General features: G+C 40.2%; 17 protein-coding genes, 2 tRNA genes and 1 riboswitch. Of the genes, 11 read left to right on the top strand and 8 right to left on the bottom strand.

The genetic code is table 11. The annotated features are described in order from the left end of the window. Positions 1 to 82: 82 nt before the first annotated feature. The 4 genes from IO68_RS24025 to IO68_RS24010 all read left to right on the top strand — a co-directional run bounded on the left by IO68_RS24025 (position 83) and on the right by IO68_RS24010 (position 5,862). A complete protein-coding gene (locus tag IO68_RS24025; RefSeq protein WP_023013182.1) occupies positions 83 to 3,436 on the top strand; it encodes an Rne/Rng family ribonuclease in 3,354 nt (1,117 codons plus the stop codon). 191 nt (positions 3,437 to 3,627) lie between these two features. Beyond that, a complete protein-coding gene (locus tag IO68_RS24020; RefSeq protein WP_023013181.1) occupies positions 3,628 to 5,469 on the top strand; it encodes a long-chain-acyl-CoA synthetase in 1,842 nt (613 codons plus the stop codon). Positions 5,470 to 5,589: 120 nt separating this feature from the next. Then, positions 5,590 to 5,665 (top strand) — tRNA-Lys (locus tag IO68_RS24015). A gap of 121 nt (positions 5,666 to 5,786) precedes the next feature. Continuing rightward, positions 5,787 to 5,862 (top strand) — tRNA-Lys (locus IO68_RS24010). Positions 5,863 to 5,986: 124 nt separating this feature from the next. On the opposite strand, the gene hemW is transcribed toward IO68_RS24010, so the two are convergent. Next, positions 5,987 to 7,141, bottom strand: a complete 1,155-nt coding sequence (gene hemW / locus IO68_RS24005) for a radical SAM family heme chaperone HemW (protein WP_023013180.1) — start codon at positions 7,139 to 7,141, stop codon at positions 5,987 to 5,989. Between the two features lie 116 nt (positions 7,142 to 7,257). Here hemW and IO68_RS24000 point away from each other — a divergent pair, with 116 nt between their 5' ends. From IO68_RS24000 to IO68_RS23985, 4 genes are all read left to right on the top strand, one after another. Continuing rightward, the gene (locus tag IO68_RS24000; RefSeq protein WP_004876619.1) at positions 7,258 to 7,719 is read left to right on the top strand and encodes a DMT family transporter; all 462 of its coding nucleotides are present in this window, start codon (positions 7,258 to 7,260) and stop codon (positions 7,717 to 7,719) included. Between the two features lie 45 nt (positions 7,720 to 7,764). Continuing rightward, positions 7,765 to 9,114 carry an MATE family efflux transporter gene (locus IO68_RS23995; protein ID WP_004876616.1) on the top strand — a complete coding sequence of 450 codons (1,350 nt, stop codon included), beginning with the start codon at positions 7,765 to 7,767 and terminating at the stop codon, positions 9,112 to 9,114. A gap of 249 nt (positions 9,115 to 9,363) precedes the next feature. Further along, entirely contained in the window at positions 9,364 to 10,659 is a 1,296-nt protein-coding gene (locus IO68_RS23990; protein ID WP_023013177.1) for an ABC1 kinase family protein, read from the top strand. Positions 10,660 to 10,798: 139 nt separating this feature from the next. After that, complete coding sequence (locus tag IO68_RS23985; protein ID WP_007479144.1) at positions 10,799 to 11,053, top strand: type B 50S ribosomal protein L31; 255 nt, start codon at positions 10,799 to 10,801, stop codon at positions 11,051 to 11,053. An 89-nt stretch (positions 11,054 to 11,142) separates the two neighbouring features. Here IO68_RS23985 and IO68_RS23980 read toward each other — a convergent pair whose 3' ends face one another. Continuing rightward, on the bottom strand, positions 11,143 to 11,472 hold the full coding sequence (locus IO68_RS23980) for a DUF190 domain-containing protein (protein ID WP_004876610.1): 330 nt from the start codon (positions 11,470 to 11,472) through the stop codon (positions 11,143 to 11,145). Between the two features lie 17 nt (positions 11,473 to 11,489). Further along, positions 11,490 to 11,870 (bottom strand): fluoride efflux transporter CrcB, encoded by a 381-nt coding sequence (gene crcB / locus IO68_RS23975; protein ID WP_007479149.1) that lies wholly within the window; start codon positions 11,868 to 11,870, stop codon positions 11,490 to 11,492. A 126-nt stretch (positions 11,871 to 11,996) separates the two neighbouring features. Beyond that, positions 11,997 to 12,077: riboswitch (Fluoride riboswitch) on the bottom strand. Positions 12,078 to 12,244: 167 nt separating this feature from the next. Here crcB and IO68_RS23970 point away from each other — a divergent pair. The 3 genes from IO68_RS23970 (at position 12,245) to IO68_RS23960 (ending at position 14,555) form a co-directional block, all read left to right on the top strand. Next, positions 12,245 to 12,724, top strand: a complete 480-nt coding sequence (locus IO68_RS23970; protein WP_023013176.1) for a hypothetical protein — start codon at positions 12,245 to 12,247, stop codon at positions 12,722 to 12,724. Positions 12,725 to 12,848: 124 nt separating this feature from the next. Continuing rightward, complete coding sequence (locus IO68_RS23965) at positions 12,849 to 13,181, top strand: HopJ type III effector protein (protein ID WP_023013175.1); 333 nt, start codon at positions 12,849 to 12,851, stop codon at positions 13,179 to 13,181. Between the two features lie 126 nt (positions 13,182 to 13,307). Next, positions 13,308 to 14,555: a winged helix-turn-helix domain-containing protein gene (locus tag IO68_RS23960; protein WP_023013174.1), complete on the top strand. Its 1,248-nt coding sequence runs from the start codon at positions 13,308 to 13,310 to the stop codon at positions 14,553 to 14,555. Positions 14,556 to 14,603: 48 nt separating this feature from the next. On the opposite strand, the gene IO68_RS23955 is transcribed toward IO68_RS23960, so the two are convergent. From IO68_RS23955 to IO68_RS23935, 5 genes are all read right to left on the bottom strand, one after another. Further along, a complete protein-coding gene (locus tag IO68_RS23955) occupies positions 14,604 to 15,206 on the bottom strand; it encodes a flavin reductase family protein (RefSeq protein ID WP_023013173.1) in 603 nt (200 codons plus the stop codon). Between the two features lie 67 nt (positions 15,207 to 15,273). Continuing rightward, positions 15,274 to 15,684, bottom strand: coding sequence for a GFA family protein (locus tag IO68_RS23950; protein WP_023013172.1), 411 nt, complete (start codon positions 15,682 to 15,684; stop codon positions 15,274 to 15,276). A 131-nt stretch (positions 15,685 to 15,815) separates the two neighbouring features. Then, positions 15,816 to 16,475, bottom strand: coding sequence for a hypothetical protein (locus IO68_RS23945; protein WP_023013171.1), 660 nt, complete (start codon positions 16,473 to 16,475; stop codon positions 15,816 to 15,818). Between the two features lie 71 nt (positions 16,476 to 16,546). Then, a complete protein-coding gene (locus IO68_RS23940; protein ID WP_023013170.1) occupies positions 16,547 to 17,740 on the bottom strand; it encodes a TIGR03862 family flavoprotein in 1,194 nt (397 codons plus the stop codon). Further along, positions 17,730 to 18,383 carry an SAM-dependent methyltransferase gene (locus IO68_RS23935; protein WP_171068567.1) on the bottom strand — a complete coding sequence of 218 codons (654 nt, stop codon included), beginning with the start codon at positions 18,381 to 18,383 and terminating at the stop codon, positions 17,730 to 17,732. Before IO68_RS23935 ends, IO68_RS23940 begins: the two co-directional genes overlap by 11 nt. Between the last annotated feature and the right edge of the window lie 82 nt (positions 18,384 to 18,465).

The following is an 18,465-nucleotide window of genomic DNA, read 5'->3' as shown; positions in this document are numbered from 1 at the left end:
GAGTCTTGATCGCGCCAATTTGATGTTTGCTCAAACGTAATGAGCCCGTTGTTTGTGTGCATCACTATTAGGTGTCACACCCATGAAACGTATGTTGATTAATGCAACTCACGCCGAAGAAGTTCGCGTTGCACTTATCACTGGTAATCGTCTTTACGATTTCGATTTAGAGAATCGTACTCGTGAACAAAAAAAATCAAATATCTATAAAGGCCATGTCACTCGCGTTGAACCATCTTTAGAAGCGGTTTTCGTTGAGTACGGCGCACAGCGTCAAGGCTTTTTATCAATGCGAGAAATCGCAAACTCATATTTCAAAGCTGATCCTCGTCAAACATCAAACATTCGTGAATTGATCACTGAAGGGACTGAGCTACTGGTTCAAGTTGAAAAAGAAGAACGTGGCAACAAAGGTGCTGCGCTTTCGACGTTCATTTCACTTGCTGGTCGTTATCTCGTTTTGATGCCAAACAATCCGAAAGGTGGCGGTATCAGCCGTCAAATTTCAGGTTCAGTACGCGAAGAGTTAAAAGAAATTTTAGCATCACTCAATGTTCCTCGTGGCATGAGTGTGATCGTTCGTACTGCTGGTATCGGTCGTACACAAGAAGAGTTACAACTCGACTTACAACATTTGTTAGACCTTTGGGCTCAAATTCAAAGTTCTGCAAGTTCTGGCCCTTCTCCGATGTTGGTTCATCAAGAAGCAGGTGTAGTGACACGTGCTATTCGTGATTACTTACGTGATGACGTTGCAGAAATTTTAATTGACAGCGAGCAAGCCTATAACGAAGCTTATAACTTTGTAAAAGCAGTGATGCCTCGTCAGCTCGACAAATTAAAAACTTATACCTTGAATGAGCCTTTATTTGCTCATTTTGGTATCGAAAGCCAAATCCAGACTGCGTATGAGCGTGAAGTAAAACTTCCATCTGGCGGTTCAATCGTGATTGACCAAACAGAAGCATTGGTATCTATCGACATTAACTCTGCAAAATCAACACGCGGACACGATGTTGAAGAGACTGCATTAAATACCAACTTAGAAGCAGCCGAAGAAATCGCACGTCAACTTCGTTTACGTGATATTGGCGGTTTAGTCGTAATCGATTTCATCGATATGACCAAAGATCGTAACCAGCGTATGGTTGAAGCGAAACTTCGTGAAGCAACACAAAGTGATCGTGCACGTATCCAGTTTGGTCAACTTTCACGTTTTGGTCTCATGGAAATGAGCCGTCAACGTTTGCGTCCATCTTTGGAAGAAGCAACAGGTTATGTATGCCCACGCTGCCATGGCACAGGCATGGTTCGTGACTTACGTTCGTTGTCTCTTTCAATTATGCGTAAAGTTGAAGAAATCGCGCTACGTGAGCGTCAAGGTGAAGTACAAGTTGAAGTGCCTGTTGAAATCGCTGCATTCTTATTGAATGAAAAGCGTCACAGCCTTGTTTACTTAGAACAAACTTCTAATGTACGTGTAACAGTACTTCCTCATCCGCATTTAGAAACGCCACACTACGAAATTCAATACAACCCAGCAGGCTTTGCACCATCTAGCTATGAACGTACTGAAGCGACTCGTTCAAGCGAAAAAGAATTGGGGTATGAATCTTCTGAATGGCATTTAGAAGATGCTGAGCATAACCACCCTGCACCTGCTCAAAACAATGCAGCACCACAAAAGAAAGCTGCTCAGCAACAGCAAACAGCTCAGCCTAAACAAAACCAAGCGGCAGCTCAAAAATCAGCTAGCCCTTGTGCATGGTTAGAGAATTTGTTTGTTCAAAAACAAGCTCAAACGACTGACCAATCACGTTCTGCGCAAAATGCAGCAGCAGCGATTGAGCAAATGATCAACAACGGCGCAGTAAGCCGTGGTCAATTTGGTCAAGTCAACACACCTGCAACAGTAGAAACTACTGCTCAAGCAGGTAACAACAATGCTTACATGGCTCAAGCACCAGCGAAACAAGAAACACGTGAGCAATTTGAAAAGGATGAAAAACCGCATCGTCCAAATCAAAACCAGAAAAAACGTAAGCACAAAGAGCAACGTGAACAGCATTCACAAGCACATGAACAACAAAATCAAGTTCATGAAGAAGTTGTTCAGCTTTCACGCCAAGAACAGCGTCAAGAGCAACGTGAATTAAAACGTCAGCAAAAACGCCAACAGCAGCACGAACCTCAAAACCAGCAACAGCATCATGAAGCTGCAAACGGTAATGATGCTGCGCCAGTGCCACGTCGTGATCGTAATAATCAGCAACGACCGAATCGTCCAAACCGTCATCGCGATCAAAGTGTCTTAAATGAGACGCCTGCTCAAGCAGAATCAACAAACAATCCTCAACAAGTAAAAGTTGATGTTGTTGATGCGCCACGTGCAGAGTCAATGAACACTGCCTTGATCGTGAATATTGACCAAGGTCAAAGTGAAATTGTGGCAATTAACCCACAACAACCAGCTGTGGAAAAAGCTGCACCAAAAGCTGAGTCCGTTGCTCCTGCCGTAGTCGAGACCGTTGAGACTGCACCTGTTCAAGAAGAACAAGTTGTCGTTGAAACAACGCCTGCTCCTGAAGAAGCACAAGCGCCTGTAAAACGTGCAAGTAATGATCCTCGCTCTCGTCGCCGTCAACGTGGCGCTCAAACTGAGCAAAAAGCCGCTGCGAAAGTTGCGCCGTCGCAAATTCCTACGCTGGGTCAACACACACTTGGTAGCTTGATTCGTCATGTCTATGGTGAAGATTGCACAATTTTGATTGAGCAATTTGGTCTTGTTACAACCTTCAACCGTGCTTTACAAAAGTTCTCTGAACAATATGCAAGTACGCTAGTTGCTGAAACAACAGTAGTTGAAGAAAAACGTCCTGTAACTCGTGATGCTGAGCTTCCTAGTCAAAAACCGACTGAGGACGTTGAGCCTGCACCAGTGCTTGCATTAACACCTCCTGAAGCTCCAGCTGCTCGTGTTGCGAATGATCCACGCGAACGTCGTCGTTTGGCAAAACTCGCTGCGGAACAAGCCAAAGAAGCTCATATCGCTTCAAACGCTACACCTACAACAGTTGAAAGCACTGAGGCTAAGGAAGAAGCACCTGCGCCAGTAGTAGCTGAAACTGAAGTGGTTGCAGAGCCAGCAGCACCAGAGCAACAACCTCTAGAGTTAGCAACAACTGATGTAGAAAAAGCACCAGAAACTGAAGTTGCAGCAACGAAAGAAGAGACGGCTAAAGAAGCCGTTGTCGTTGAAGAAACTGTGGCTGTAGAAGCAGCACCCAAAAAAGTAAAAGCTGAAGAGAAATCTGAAGCCGTTACGGAAAAGGTGGATGCTGAAGACGAAGCTGCTCAAATCGAGAAAGAAAAATCGAGCCGCCCTCGCCGCCCGCGTGGTCGTCCACCGAAAAAGAGCACAGCTAGCAATGAGTAATTTGCTAAATTGCACACAATAAGCAAAAGCCTAGTCATTTCGATGACTAGGCTTTTTTGTTATTTTGTCAAATTAGGTTGATTGCTCTAGGGACTTACCATTAAAAACAGCATCAACAACAATGATGTTAAATGGTTGTGTTCCATACAGATAGCCATTTTTGGATTGATCGAAAAATAAATAGGATTGATATGAGCCAAACTACGCAGACCGATATTATTACTCTTGGTGATGTCGCAACTCGACTTCCAAACTTCATCACTAAAGTACCTCATATCCTGAATGGTCTTAAACAAGCATACTTGCGAACACCAACTTCTCCAGCGGGTTTGGGGATTGCCTTTGAAAAAGCTGTAAAACGTAATCCACAAGGTATCGCACTGTTATTTGAAGATCAAAGCTACAGCTATCAAGCGTTAAATGAATGGGCAAACCAAATTGCGCATTACTATTTATCTATTGGTGCTAAAAAAGGTGATGTTGTTGCAGTGATGGTTGAAAACCGTCCTGAACTGATTGCTTCGATCGTGGCTTTAGCCAAAATCGGCGTCACAATCGCATTAGTCAACACATCACAAGTTGGTAAAGTACTGGCTCACAGTATTAACTTGGTTAATCCAATTGCAGTCATTGCGGGTGAAGAAGTTCGCGCAGCGATAGACGAAACCCGTGCAGACTTAAATGTTGCTCCAGATCGTTTTCATTGGTTTGCAGATCAAGAAACGCGTAAAAATTCAGGTACTGCCCCTCAAGGCTATATCAACCTTGCTCAACAAATTGATCAATTTCCAAAGTTCAATCCATCAACCACGCGTACGGTTACGGGTAAAGATGGCTTATTCTATATTTACACCTCTGGTACGACAGGCTTACCAAAAGCAGTGATCTTTACGCACAGCCGTTGGACATTGGCATATGGAACTTATGGCCATATCTTGAATCTAGGTAAAGATGATGTGATGTATGTAACACTACCGCTTTATCATGCAACAGGTGTTGTTGTGTGTTGGTGTGGTGTGATTGCAGGCAGCGCAACACTTGCGGTACGTCGTAAATACTCGACTAGCGGCTTCTGGAAAGATGTTCAAAAATTCAATGCTTCTGCGATTGGTTATGTAGGCGAACTCTGCCGTTACTTAATTGATGCACCAGAAACAGAGTTGGATCGTGCTCACCGTGTAACCAAAATGATTGGTAACGGTATGCGTCCAAATATCTGGGGCAAATTCAAAGATCGTTTTGGTGTTCAAGAAGTCCTCGAACTTTATGCATCAAGCGAAGGTAACGTTGGCTTCAGTAATATTTTCAACTTTGATAATACTGTAGGTTTTTCTCCAACGCCTTATGCAATCGTTGAATTTGATAAAGAGAAAAATGAACTTGTACGTGACAAAAAAGGTTACTGCAAGAAAGTGAAAACAGGCGAAGTTGGTTTACTTATCGGTAAGATCACTAGCCGTTCTCCTTTTGATGGCTATACAGACCCTGAGAAAAATAAATCTGTGATTTTGAAAGATGTGTTCACTAAAGGTGATTCATATTTCAATACAGGTGATTTGGTACGTGATATCGGTTTCCGCCATGCACAATTTGTAGACCGTCTTGGCGACACTTTCCGTTGGAAAGGTGAAAATGTTTCTACAACCGAAGTTGAAAACATGGTTTGTGAATATGACAAGATCGCTGAGGCTGTCGTATACGGTGTAGAAATCCCAAATACCAATGGTCGTGCTGGTATGGCAGCAATCACGCTTGTTGACGGTGTAGAGCTCAATGAAACAGATTTAGCAGAGATGGTGAACGTATTTAAAAAATGCTTACCGTCATACGCAATTCCTGTTTTCTTACGCATACAAGCAAAAGTTGAAACGACAGGTACATTCAAATACCAAAAGAATAAACTTAAAGAAGAAGCGTTTAATCCAAGCAAAACTTCTGAACGTTTATTGGTTTTATTACCGAGCGCAACAAGTTATTGTGATGTAAGTACTGAGATTTTTGACAATATTCAAAGTTATCAATACCGTTTCTAGTTTATTTTTTAGCTAAACAAGAGGAAATCGTGCTTTTTATAAACAATCATGCACATGTTTTTAAATTTCCTCTTGTGTTAGCTGAATAAGTTGCTAGAATACGCAACATCAAAACGAGATGGGTCGTTAGCTCAGTTGGTAGAGCAGCGGACTTTTAATCCGTTGGTCCCGCGTTCGAGTCGCGGACGACCCACCATTTAATGTTTTGTTAGTTTGTAAAATGTATTTTACAAATGCCTGCAAGAGGTTTAACGTCATAGAAAATCATAGATTTTCCTTTATGACAAAGTAAAAAATATTTTACTTATCCTCGTTCAGGGTCGTTAGCTCAGTTGGTAGAGCAGCGGACTTTTAATCCGTTGGTCCCGCGTTCGAGTCGCGGACGACCCACCATATTCTAAAAAGCCTCATCATAAATGATGAGGCTTTTTATTTTGTCTAATTTATTTTTCCAAATGATGACAAATAAATTTAAATTGCTTTAAGCATCCTTGCTCAAAGCATTCCTATCATTACATTATAAAAATGCTTCTAGGACTGAGTTTAAGAAAATATGCCCTTGTGCTGTGCAAGCTAAGATAGCAGGGTCTTCAAGCAATAATTTTTTGTCGCGTAATTGTGTTAGAACATCATCCAAATCACGCAACGCTAAACCTGTCCGTTCTTCATAAAGTTCAGCAGGCACACCTTCATTTAAACGTAGCGCATTCATCATAAATTCAAAGGGTAATTCGTCTGATTCAATTCGTTTCATTTGCACATGATCAGCAGGAACTTTAGCTAAGTAATCTTTGGGCAAGCGTGTCTTCTGAAAGCGGTAAATCCCATCAGAACGCGTCACTTTACCATGTGCCCCAGCCCCAATTGCCAAATAGTCTCCAAACTGCCAATAATTTAGATTGTGTGTAGATGGCTTTTCCTTACGCCATGCAGAGACTTCATAATTTACATAGCCATTTGCAATAAGATAGGCCTCACCTTTCTCCTGAATATGCTCTAAAACTTCATCTTGTGGCAATATAGGCTGAGTTCTAAAGAAAACAGTATTTGGCTCAATGGTTAACTGATACCAGCTAATATGCGTCGCTCCATGCGTTACAGCTAATTTTAGATCTTTGAGCGCTTGTTCTTCTGTCTGCTCTGGTAAACCATGCATTAAATCGACATTGACACGCTCGAAGCCTGCCTGACGCGCCTGCTGAATTGCATCCAAAGCATTATCTGCTGAATGAATCCGCCCTAAGCGCTGTAAATGATCAGCATCAAAACTTTGTACACCGAGCGATAAACGATTAACTCCAGTCGCAAGATAATCTGCAAAAGGATCATGCTCAACTGTTCCCGGATTGGCTTCCAGTGTAATTTCACAATCGGCTTCAAAATCCAATCGAGTTTTAAGTTGATCGAATAACCACTGATAGCCTTGTGCTGAGATTAAAGACGGCGTTCCACCACCAATAAACACACTATGAATTGCACGACCTTGAGCCATTTCTATCTGTGTTTCAAAATCAGCCACCAAAGCCGCAAGATATTGTTGCTCCAAATCCATAGATAACTGCCCATCAGGAACAGCATGCGAATTGAAATCACAATAAGGACATTTACGCACACACCAAGGCATATGGATATACAGAGAAAGTGGAATTTTTGCTGGATTTAAATGACTCAAAGTAGAAGCTCAATAACAGAACTTTTCTATTTTAACATGACTCTCTCAATCAGCTTATTATCATCACTTCACGATTCAGTTAGACTGTGATTACAAAGAACAATTAGATTGATAATATGATGAAAATCTCTAGCCAATTGCTATTTATTCTCCCCCTTGCGTTAGGTGTTGGAATTGCAATGGCATTTCAAACAGCAATCAATGCTCAATTCCGAGAACATTTACATTCTCCGCTTCAGGCCGCATTTCTTTCATTTCTTGTTGGCACAGTTATTTTGGCTTTTTTAGTCTATTTTCAGGATGTATCTAAACCAAATTTAAGTGAACTTTCAAATATTCCGTGGTATTTATGGATCGGCGGTTGCCTTGGGGTTTATGCCATTAGTATGAGCATTTATACTGCGCCTAAGCTCGGTTTTTTGACTTTTTCTGGTTTAGTCATTTTTGGGCAACTGGTGATTTCAATGTTACTTGATCATTTTGGCTGGATAGGTACGGACAAAACGCCTATAAACTGGCAGCGTTTGCTTGGCGGTATTATTATTTTTATCGGTGTGTTACTCACCTTACAGCGTTAGGGCCGTAGCCCCTAACTCTCCTTTATTTTTATAAGAGTATTTTTTGTGTCTCACACTTCCACGACGCGCTATGAATTGAAGCAATTATTCCATTTGATGCTTCCTATTCTGATTACTCAATTTGCTCAAGCTGGTTTAGGCCTGATTGATACCATTATGGCAGGGCATCTTTCCGCTGCTGACCTTGCAGCGATTGCTGTTGGTGTCGGTTTATGGATTCCTGTTATGTTGCTGTTTGCAGGGATTATGATTGCCGCTACGCCGCTCGTTGCGGAAGCGCGTGGTGCGAAAACACCTGAAAAAATTCCAACGATTGCTCGCCAATCTTTGTGGGTCGCTTTCATCCTCGGTATTTTGGCAATGCTGATCTTGCAGGCGATGCCAATGCTTCTACCACTTTTCGGCGTACCAGAAGCCTTATTACCTAAAGCGAGCTTATTCTTGCATGCGATTGGCTTTGGTATGCCCGCGGTAATGATGTATGCAGCATTACGCAGTTACTCCGAGGCCTTAGGCCATCCACGTCCTGTTACGGCAATTAGCCTAATCGCGTTACTTGTCCTCATCCCGCTGAACTTTATCTTTATGTATGGATTTGGGCCAATTCCTGCATTGGGGAGTGCTGGATGCGGTTTTGCTACAGCAATTCTACAATGGTTAATGTTCATCACTTTGGCGATCTACATCTCTAAAGCAAAAGCATATAAACAAGCACCTATTTTCACTCAATGGGAAAAAATTGATCCGTATTGGGTCAAAAGAATACTCAAGCTTGGTTTTCCAATTGGACTCGCAGTTTTCTTCGAAGTTAGTATTTTCAGTACAGGCGCATTGGTCCTCAGCCCATTAGGCGAAAATGCAATTGCTGCACATCAAATTGCCATTTCCGTGACTTCTCAATTGTTCATGATTCCATTGTCTCTAGCCATTGCACTCACCATTCGTGTGGGAATGTATTATGGTGAAAAGAATTGGCTTGCCATGCGACAAGTTCAAAAAGTAGGGTTATTGAGCGCAACATTCTTTGCAGCCTGTACGATGACATTGATCGCGGTTGCACGCCCATACATCGTGGCAATTTACACAGATGACCTTCAAGTGATTCCTGTTGCTATGTATTTACTTTGGTTTGCCATGGCATATCAACTCATGGATGCTTGGCAAGTCAGTGCCGCAGGATGCTTGCGTGGTATGCAAGATACACAAGCACCGATGTGGATTACGTTGATGGCGTATTGGGTGATCGCCTTTCCAATCGGGCTGTATTTAGCACGCTATACCGTTTGGGGTGTCGCAGGTGTTTGGTTAGGATTGATTATTGGTTTAACCATCGCATGTGTATTACTTATTGGGCGATTGTATTTAAACAATAAACGCTTAGCCAACCTCCTTTAGATATTTTTTCTAGTGAAGCTGTGAGTCTCACCACAGCTCTCAAGAGAATTAAAATATCAAGAAGAATAAAAATAAAATGTACTCAACAACCTAAAATCACCTTAGATGCTCAAGCACTCCCCTCTTTTAAAGATAATTTAGGGGAGATTTTTAAATTACATCACTTAACATTTTGTTATAGGCAATTTAAGTTTTGTCGCCTATGATCAAAGTATCAATTTAAAACTGGATCGTATGAGGTCAAGCGAAATGGCGAAGCATGCAAGTTCACCCAGTAAACGTTTTCTAAAACTCGCTGGTATGACCGCAAGTATTGCGACCAAAAGCGTCGCCAACTCCATTCGCAATCTCAATGCAGACGAAGAACAAAAAAATGCAGCACGAAGCCAACTCTTTCAAGATATCGGATTACAAATTGCTGATACCTTAGGTGAAATGAAAGGCGCGGTAATGAAAGTCGGTCAAATCGCCTCACAGTACAAAGATATTTTCCCACCCGAAGTCGCTAAAGCAATTGCCAAACTACAACGCCAAGCGCCAGCAATGCCTTTCACTGCAATTAAACAGCAAGTTGAAAAAGAGCTAGGTAAACCCTTAACTGAAGTATTTAGCTCTTTTGAAGCAGAGCCTTTTGCTGCTGCATCAATTGGACAAGTGCATCGTGCAGTGCTACCGAATGGTCAATCAGTTGTGGTAAAAGTACAATATCCAGGGGTCGACGATGCATGTGAAAGTGATTTAAAACAAGTCCGCCTTGCACTTCGTCTCATGGGTGTTTTAAAAATTGATAAAAAATTACAAGACCAACTTTTTAAAGAAATTCAAGATAGTTTATCTGCTGAACTTAATTATGAAATTGAGGCACAAAATCTCGAAGTCTTTAAAACATTTCATGAAAAACTCGATGACCAAGTCATTATACCGACGGTCTATAAAGAGTATTCTTCTCGTCGCGTACTCACACTCAGCTTAGAGCAAGGCGAATCTATTGAAACGGCGAGTACATGGTCAGTCGAAACACGCAATCAAATTGGTCGACGTTTAATTCGTGCTTTGGGTCAAGAAATGTTTTTCTTAAAACGTTTTCACTGTGACCCCCATCCAGGGAATTTTGCATTCCGAGAAGATGGCAGCATCATCATTTATGACTACGGCAGTGTAAAAACCCTTTCACCTGAAATCATTCAGCATTTTAAAGCATTGGTAAATGCAGCTCGCCAAGAAGATATTAATCAGGTTGAAAATCTACTGGTTGAGCTACATTCGATTGCTGAAAAGCAAAAATTTCCAAGCGAGCTTTATGTCCAGTGGATCGAAATCCTGCTGCGTCCATTAAGCACACATTACGATTTTGCTGAAAATTCATCTCATCACGATGGCATGAGACTGGTGAAGAAATCATTAAAATATTGGGATGTCTTTAAACCATCACCTGATACGCTGATGGTGAATCGAACGATTTCTGGGCATTACTGGAATCTCATTCACCTGAAAGTGCATGACAATTTGAATGATCTTTTTGAAGAACTGGTACCAAATTATTAAACCCATCCTACTTTTCATCGGCGAATTTAAAAGAAGCTGTATTATTTAAATGTATAAATAATACAGCTTGAAGTTTCATAAATTGACTCCACATATTGTTATATTATAACATTTCCTTATAAATTAGGAGTATTTGAAAATGCGTAAAGATATCCACCCTACATACCAACAAGTTCTATTTCATGACACCAATGCGGATGCTTATTTCTTAATTGGTAGTACGCTTCAAACCAAGCAAACTAAAGAATATCAAGGTAAAGTTTATCCATACGTTACGCTGGATATTTCAAGCGCATCACACCCGTTTTATACAGGTGAACAACGTCAGGCGAGCAATGAAGGTCGTGTTGCAAGCTTTAATAAACGCTTTGGTCGTTTTAACCGCAAGGGTTAATCTTATTTTAAGTTTCACCCATTAGGCTGTAATTATTCGAAGTCTAAGGCAATCTCCTCCGCTTAGACTTCTTTTTTTATGCCTAAAATTCAAATCTCGTTTTCAGATTGTCCAACGAAACCAAACTCAATGGGTGCTTTGACATAAAACAAAGAGATTTCTTTGCTATTCAAATAATCTAACAATTCCTTTGCTTGATCCTCTGTCACAGCAAACTGAACTTGTACTGGGCGATCCGCAAGTTCAAAGAAATGTCCAGAATGCAATTGACCGTGATGGTCTAAACCTTCGACAGCACTTAACATTGTTGCACCTCTTAGATTCATTTGCTTCGCGACACTAAACAACCACTCATTCATGGACTGCCCCTGATAAGTTCGATTTTGGGCAGTATAAAAAGTAATTAAAAATCCATTCATTTTGACTATTCCCCCAACTAGGCCGCGCTTAACCACTGATGTAAACTCATTCCTAAAATCGTAAATAACAATGAGCCTAAAACATGAATCGCAATTGCGGCACATGCATAACCCAATTTACCACTTTGTAATAAGGTCACGATCTCAGCTGAAAAGGTTGAAAATGTTGTAAGCGCACCACAAAAGCCTGTAATCACAAAAAGTTTATAATTGGGACTGAGTGAACTTTGAGAAAAATATGAAATTGCAAATCCAATGATAAAACCACCAACAAAATTTACGGCGACTGTTCCCAGTGGGATATTAGGAAAAATTGGATTGAGCTTGAGTCCAATAAACCAGCGCAACCAAGCACCAAACATTGAACCTAATGCAATCGAAATTAAAGGATAATACATGACTCACTCCAAACACTGATTTGGAGATAAATAAACATTCAACATGGGTTTATTTTTCTGAGGACTGATCATCTGCGAACTCCAAAATGAAGAACAGAGCACGCACAAACCTACGCCCCTGTTCAGGGTAACGTAGGCATCATTAGCTCTCATCTAGTAAAAAATGGAGCGGTTTGTGATAGGAGGAATACCATCTCCTTTGCTCTAAAATAACATATTTTTTAGACAACTCAACACTGTGTATAAACATAAAGTTATCCACAATTTAGCTATATACAGACAAAACATTTTCTTCAACCGCATAAAACTGTGTCTTTGAAAAAGATCTTTTGGTAAGTATATTAAACACATAGACCAAAGAGATTGAAAATAGCATGACCAAAATACTAAATAATACAAATCTAGACTTGATTATTGACTTTTCTTTATTAAGAAAATCAAAAAAAGAATTGATAACAGCACCAATTTTTTTTGATTTAGATAATTTTCAATTTCCAGAAAATAATTGGTCTGATTTTGCTGTTGTAATTATGGGGTGGTGGTTAACTGCATACTCAAAGTTACTCAGTAGTTGCGAAAAAAAAGTGGACTTATTATTTATGGACGGTCCAATGGTGATAAATATTACGGCGATTGATTTTAATTTAATTAAAATTTCATGTATGAATCAAAGCAATACTAATGATTTTATTGAAGTCGAATGTATAGCTAAAAAACAAGATTTTGGTTTAATATTGAAAAATTCAGCTCAAAAACTAGTCGACTCTTGCTTGCAAAGAGGTTGGGATTCTATTGATATTAAGAATTTAATATGTGAGTTAAAGGAATTTAAAAGAAATTTAGATGATATTTAATAATATATACTTCGTTAATAGTTGAATTAAAATGATGCCCCCTTTCAAATATAGTTGAATGCTTTTCTTCGTTCTTTTCAATGCTATCATGTTTGTCATTGATTCAATCAACATGGAATTTAAAATGGCTCAAAGCTTATTGGCACAACTTAAAGATGGTTCTGCAAAGTTTGCAGATGTATTGGCGTTTATTGAAGCACGTTACCAACATACACCTACGGCTTTTCAGAATGGTGCACAATTCAATGCAGCAACCGAGAATCAAGGCAGCGCTAAAGTACTCACTTTTGCAAAGCTAGAAGGTTTAAATCAACAAGATACGCTGAGCTTATTTGCAGAACATTATGCATCTGTTCTCGCGACGCCAGAAGCAACAGACCATCAAAACATTCGTCAGTTTATGCAAAATGGCTGGAATGGCGTAAAGTTTGAAGGCGAAGCTTTAACTGCAAAATAATGATCTTATTGGCTCAAGACAGCCATGACGCTAGGGGGCGAACACTGTTCGCCTGCTTTGCTTTGATGCTCCCTTGAGCATTTATATTGTCCACTGCATAATTTTAAAAATAATCTGAGAAAAATAATGCTGATCAATCAAAACAATGTATTACAACAACTCAGGAACATCACTTTAGCAGCACAAGGCCTTCATCAAAAATTAGCCTTTGGAACAGGTAAGGCAGCCGTCATTCAAACACTGACACAATTGGGTTATGTGCAAATTGATACCTTATCAATGGTGGCAAAAGCACATCATCACACTTTTTGGACACGTATTCCTGACTATCAACCGCAATGGCTCGACCAATTGGTTGCAGAGGGTCAGATTTTTGAATATTGGTTTCATGCAGCATCTTATTTGCCGATACAAGATTTTAGATACGCGCTGCCCAAAATGCACAGCATCAAAAATCGAGAATCACGTTATTATCAAGCGGACGCACAAGTCATGCGTCATGTTTATGATCGAATCCGCATTGAAGGCGCTCAAAAAGCGAGAGACTTTGAAAGCTTAAGCAAAAAGCAAGGCAGCTGGTGGAATTGGAAACCAACCAAAATGGCGCTTGAGCAGCTTTTTATGCAAGGTGATTTGATGATTAGTGCTCGAAACGGCATCGAGAAAGTCTATGATTTGAGCGAAAGAGTGTTGCCCAATCATATTAATACTACATGTCCAGACCCGCTTGAATATGCTGAATACTTGGTTAAGACCTATTTACGCGCTTATGGCTTTACGACGATCAAACAAATCACCCATTTAAAAACCGAGCCGACCCTGCGGAAAAATGTTGTATTAGTTTTACAGCACATGCTTGAAGAAGGTGTAATCCAAAAATTAAATATTGCTGAATTTCCTACAATCTACGTCCTGACTGGTTTGCAAGATAAAATCAAAAATACACCACATAGCAATCTGTCACTGCTCTCGCCTTTTGACAATGCCATTATTCATCGTGAACGAATCAAAACCCATTTTGACTTTGATTTTCGTCTCGAGTGCTACACGCCACAAGCCAAACGTAAGTATGGATATTTTTGTTTGCCGATCTTATTTGGCGATATTTTTATTGGTCGAGTAGATTGCAAAGCACATCGTAAAAATGGTCGATTTGAACTTATTCATTTGCATATCGAAAATACACAGATTGACATGTCATCTTGGTTGCCGCCATTTTTTGATACCTTACAATGCTTTGCTCAGTTTAATCAGTGCCAATCTATTGAAATCACGCAGATTAGCCCGCCAGCATTATCCAGTGTAGTTCGTCAATTTCTGAAAATTGGCTGGGAAGAAGTAAGCTTTAAAAATGATGCTTTAACTGCAAAATAATCATTAAGCAGGGATTTTTTCCTACCTTATTAACTCTGAAATTGAGTTTTATGGTCTAGATAACTTACGCAATTCATTGGTTAAGCTATAAAAATCCCCACCCATTTTCCCAACACTGTGTAAATTCTGTTGATCAATCATTGTGCCATCCCAAAGATGATCAGCCACATAAATTGCCTTTACATCTAACAATGCAACTGTACCGCCAGAAGCTAAACTACTCAGTTGTAAAACTTCTCTTAATTGGCATTCATATCGAATCGGTGCATCTTTTACAGCCAATGGCTGAACAGAATGACTCTCACAAGATTCAATCTTAGCGAACTCAAATTCACTCTGTTCCGGCGGCAACAGTGCACAGGATAAATTCATCTTTTCCAATAATTCAGTATTGGCAATATGAATCACACATTGCTTCGTTGCGATTAAATTTCTCAAAGTATCTTTATCTTGACCAATTTGTGGATTGACTTGTGAATACCACAGAATCGGAGGATTACAGCTTGCAACATTGAAAAAAGAATAAGGGGCAATATTGGCTACACCCTCAGTAGATAAGGTACTAATCCACGCAATGGGTCTTGGTGTGATGCCTCCAACCAATAACCGATAAACCTCTGTTGGCGAAAGTGATGCCGTATCAAAAATCATATTTATACCCAAAACACGGACCAAGAAATCAAATACATTGCCGAATCATCAAAAAGCAATGCTTACTTTATGGGCGCTCCTCAAACTGAGGTAAATCATCTGCAATACAGTCCCACTCTGCTTTAGAGCCAACAAAAATATGCATCTGAGGCTTTTGCTGCAAAGGTGTATCCAAGGTCCCTATTCTTAAACGATATAACTCAGGTTGTGCATCTCGTGAACTAATCAATGGAGAACCACACTCACCACAAAACCAACGATATACACCTGATGCTGCAAATTTTTTAACTAAATTTTCGCCTTGAGTAATTTTAAATGCTGCGCTACTGATCGGTGCATTGGTCGCAAAAGCTGTGCCATTAGCTTTACGACAGCGCTGACAATGGCACTGTATAACATCACCGATCTCCCCGTGGATTTCATAATGAATACCACCACACAAACAGCTTCCTTGAAAAATCGGCGCAGCTAAAGACATAGTTATTATCCCAATCAAAGTTTTCTAAAAATTAGCATTAATAAAATAGAAATAACAAGCAAATGGTAAAAACAAAAGTATTGAAAATTTGAATGCTATGCTTAGAACTTTGAAAAGCATTACGTTTTAAATTAATTTACTAATGCTGCAAATAAACCACCAATCGTAATGTAGAAAACGACAGGCATGCCCAAGAACCAAAACTTAGCCCAAGCATTGGTGTTAAAAACCTGTGTCGCTCCACGATAACTTACCCAACATGAAAGCAATAAAAATGGAATTGTTATCACAGCTAAAAACGTCGAATTATTATAGGCATCGACATAATTTTTATAGAGAAATGTTTGAATCAAAGTGACAACAATGATCGGCAATACATAAACTAATGCCTGCAAAACAAACACATGTCGAGCAAGTTGCGGATCAGCATCCTGAACACCAGAAAATTGCAGACGCTTTTTATACCACCAGCCTTGTATGACCCAAGCCAATGCAGCCGACAAAATGCCCATCCCCAGCACCCAAAGCCAGTATGCGAACCATGTCTCTGTCAAGGAATCTGTAAAAGATGAAGATTGACCAAGCTCAGAACTTAATAGCTTCTGATCAATGCGATCCATTACAGCGACAACACCAATCGAATAGGCCATCAGCATAATACTTTTATGGTGATAGTGATTGGATTGCGAGAAAAATGTCTTAGGTTTAAAAAATAAATTGAATAAATTTTTTGGATGAAATGGTTGAATAATTTCTGTATTTTGCTCTTCTAAAGTGTGTTCAGTATTCATATTAGCTCGTCATAAATTAGAATATTTTTAGTCAAAATAATATCGGATATAGCATAAAAAAGTGAGCTGTTTCAGTCACTCAAAAGTTGATGAACACCTTGTCCTACTGCCCGCCCCGTTGCAAAACAAGCTGTCAGTAAATAACCACCTGTGGGTGCATCCCAATCCAACATTTCACCACAACAAAACACATAAGGATTAGATTGCAATTGTAACTGCTGAGACAGTGCCGCTTGCTTCACGCCGCCTGCACAACTAATGGCTTCTTCAATAGGACGGAATCCATCCAAAGGAATACATAACTGTTTAACATGCTGCGCCATTTGTTTAGCATCAGACCATTGCGCTTTAGCAACGACTTCACGAATTAAATTGATTTTGACTTGATCTAAGCCCGCTTTACGCCAAATATTGGTTAAGGACTGCTTTTTATTACCTTGTAACTTATTTTCTAACTGCTCCAGACTGACATCGGGCAGCAAATCCAAATAAAGTTGTAAGGCTTGATGGTTGGCATTTAAGGCTCTTAAATCACGCCCTAACTTATAGATCACACCACTTTCTAAACCGTAGTGTGTAATCACAATATCGCCATGCGTTTTGTTTTCTGCATTCACCCATGCATCAACGCGTTTGAGTGGTTGCCCAAAACAATCTTGCATGAATGGCGACCATGTTTTCAGTACTCCAACATTGCTGGGTTGAAAAGTTTCAATTTCGTCCTTTGCTAACCAATCTTGCCATAAGCCATCACTGCCCAACTGTGCCCAAGACACCGCACCACATGCCAAAACTATCGCATCATAACTTGCCGTAAAACGCTGAGTCTGATTTTCAATCGTGAGTTCATTTTTAGATAATTCTACACAGCGATGGCGATAGTGAAATTTTACCTTCGTTGTCATCAAACGTTTTAGCCAAGCGCGAAGTAAAGGCGCTGCTTTCATTTCAACGGGGAAAACTCGTCCAGAGCTGCCAATATAGGATTCGATGCCTAAACCATGCATCCAATTTTGAATCCACGCTGCATCCCACTGTTTGATCCAAGGCGCAAGCCATTCCGCTTGATCATAGCGTTGAATAAAATCCGCGACAGGCTCATTGTGGGAAATATTCAATCCTGTTTTGCCTGCCATCAAAAACTTGCGTGCAGCAGAAGGTTTTTGCTCAAACACATCAATCGTATAGTCATATTGACTGAGCACTTCGGCTGCCATCAAACCTGCTGGGCCAGCGCCAATAATGGCAATGCGCTTATTCGGCATCACTGCTCTCAGACATGATCTGCCCTTGTAATGGCATGAAATCATCAAAACGCGTGACATATTCCTGAGGCTTAGTGATCAGCAATTGCTGGCATAATTCACCGCGTTCTAGGTACTTAATTTCAAAATGAGTCCGTGCCGAATCGCTAGCAATTTTTTGTTTTTCATACGGCAGCTTCCACAATTCAATTAGTTGCTGTTCCGCTTCATCAATATATTCGGGAATGTTACTGGCAAATGTAATCGTACCATTCGGCTTTAAGCGCGAAATTAGAAACTCAAAAAAAGGCATATTTAACCAGCGTTGTGCTGGATTATGAGGTTCTGGGTTGGGATAGAGAATAAAGAAATGTTCAACTTGTGCTGGAAATAAAGCATGGACGATCCACGGTAATGCATCCGCATGAATCGGGTTTAAATATTCACGCACTTCAAGTTGATGCTGTTTTTGCATCGCCAAAAATTTTTCTTTAGTACGCTCAATTGCATATAACGTGGTTTGAGGATTTTGTCCTGTAAAAAGTAAGGCATGCTTACCTTTACCAGCACCAATTTCAACGCAAATTGGTGTATTTGGAATTTGCTGAAAATCTCGTGGAGCTTGCATTTTATGCGCTTGAAATTGACGAATCGACATAATCACATCAAACTATCTATAAATCGGGCATAAGTCTAACAAGTCACTTTGCTTTTGCCTAATGTATTTAGTTTTGCTGTAGGAGTTT

Origin of the sequence: Acinetobacter sp. COS3 (assembly GCF_000475335.1) — a bacterium.
GTDB classification, from domain to species: Bacteria; Pseudomonadota; Gammaproteobacteria; order Pseudomonadales; family Moraxellaceae; genus Acinetobacter; species Acinetobacter venetianus.
This window is presented reverse-complemented; position numbering and strand designations above follow the sequence as displayed.

What these genes read in the sequence shown, in the direction of transcription:
- IO68_RS24000 (WP_004876619.1), top strand. Translation starts at nt 7,258, where the DNA reads ATGATGAAAATCTCTAGCCAATTGCTATTTATTCTCCCCCTTGCGTTA.
- IO68_RS23990 (WP_023013177.1), top strand. Translation starts at nt 9,364, where the DNA reads ATGGCGAAGCATGCAAGTTCACCCAGTAAACGTTTTCTAAAACTCGCT.
- IO68_RS23940 (WP_023013170.1), bottom strand. Translation starts at nt 17,740, where the DNA reads ATGCCGAATAAGCGCATTGCCATTATTGGCGCTGGCCCAGCAGGTTTG.
- IO68_RS23945 (WP_023013171.1), bottom strand. Translation starts at nt 16,475, where the DNA reads ATGAATACTGAACACACTTTAGAAGAGCAAAATACAGAAATTATTCAA.
- IO68_RS24025 (WP_023013182.1), top strand. Translation starts at nt 83, where the DNA reads ATGAAACGTATGTTGATTAATGCAACTCACGCCGAAGAAGTTCGCGTT.
- IO68_RS23980 (WP_004876610.1), bottom strand. Translation starts at nt 11,472, where the DNA reads ATGAATGGATTTTTAATTACTTTTTATACTGCCCAAAATCGAACTTAT.
- IO68_RS23960 (WP_023013174.1), top strand. Translation starts at nt 13,308, where the DNA reads ATGCTGATCAATCAAAACAATGTATTACAACAACTCAGGAACATCACT.
- IO68_RS23985 (WP_007479144.1), top strand. Translation starts at nt 10,799, where the DNA reads ATGCGTAAAGATATCCACCCTACATACCAACAAGTTCTATTTCATGAC.
- IO68_RS23950 (WP_023013172.1), bottom strand. Translation starts at nt 15,684, where the DNA reads ATGTCTTTAGCTGCGCCGATTTTTCAAGGAAGCTGTTTGTGTGGTGGT.
- IO68_RS23970 (WP_023013176.1), top strand. Translation starts at nt 12,245, where the DNA reads ATGACCAAAATACTAAATAATACAAATCTAGACTTGATTATTGACTTT.
- crcB (WP_007479149.1), bottom strand. Translation starts at nt 11,870, where the DNA reads ATGTATTATCCTTTAATTTCGATTGCATTAGGTTCAATGTTTGGTGCT.
- IO68_RS23955 (WP_023013173.1), bottom strand. Translation starts at nt 15,206, where the DNA reads ATGATTTTTGATACGGCATCACTTTCGCCAACAGAGGTTTATCGGTTA.
- IO68_RS24020 (WP_023013181.1), top strand. Translation starts at nt 3,628, where the DNA reads ATGAGCCAAACTACGCAGACCGATATTATTACTCTTGGTGATGTCGCA.
- IO68_RS23965 (WP_023013175.1), top strand. Translation starts at nt 12,849, where the DNA reads ATGGCTCAAAGCTTATTGGCACAACTTAAAGATGGTTCTGCAAAGTTT.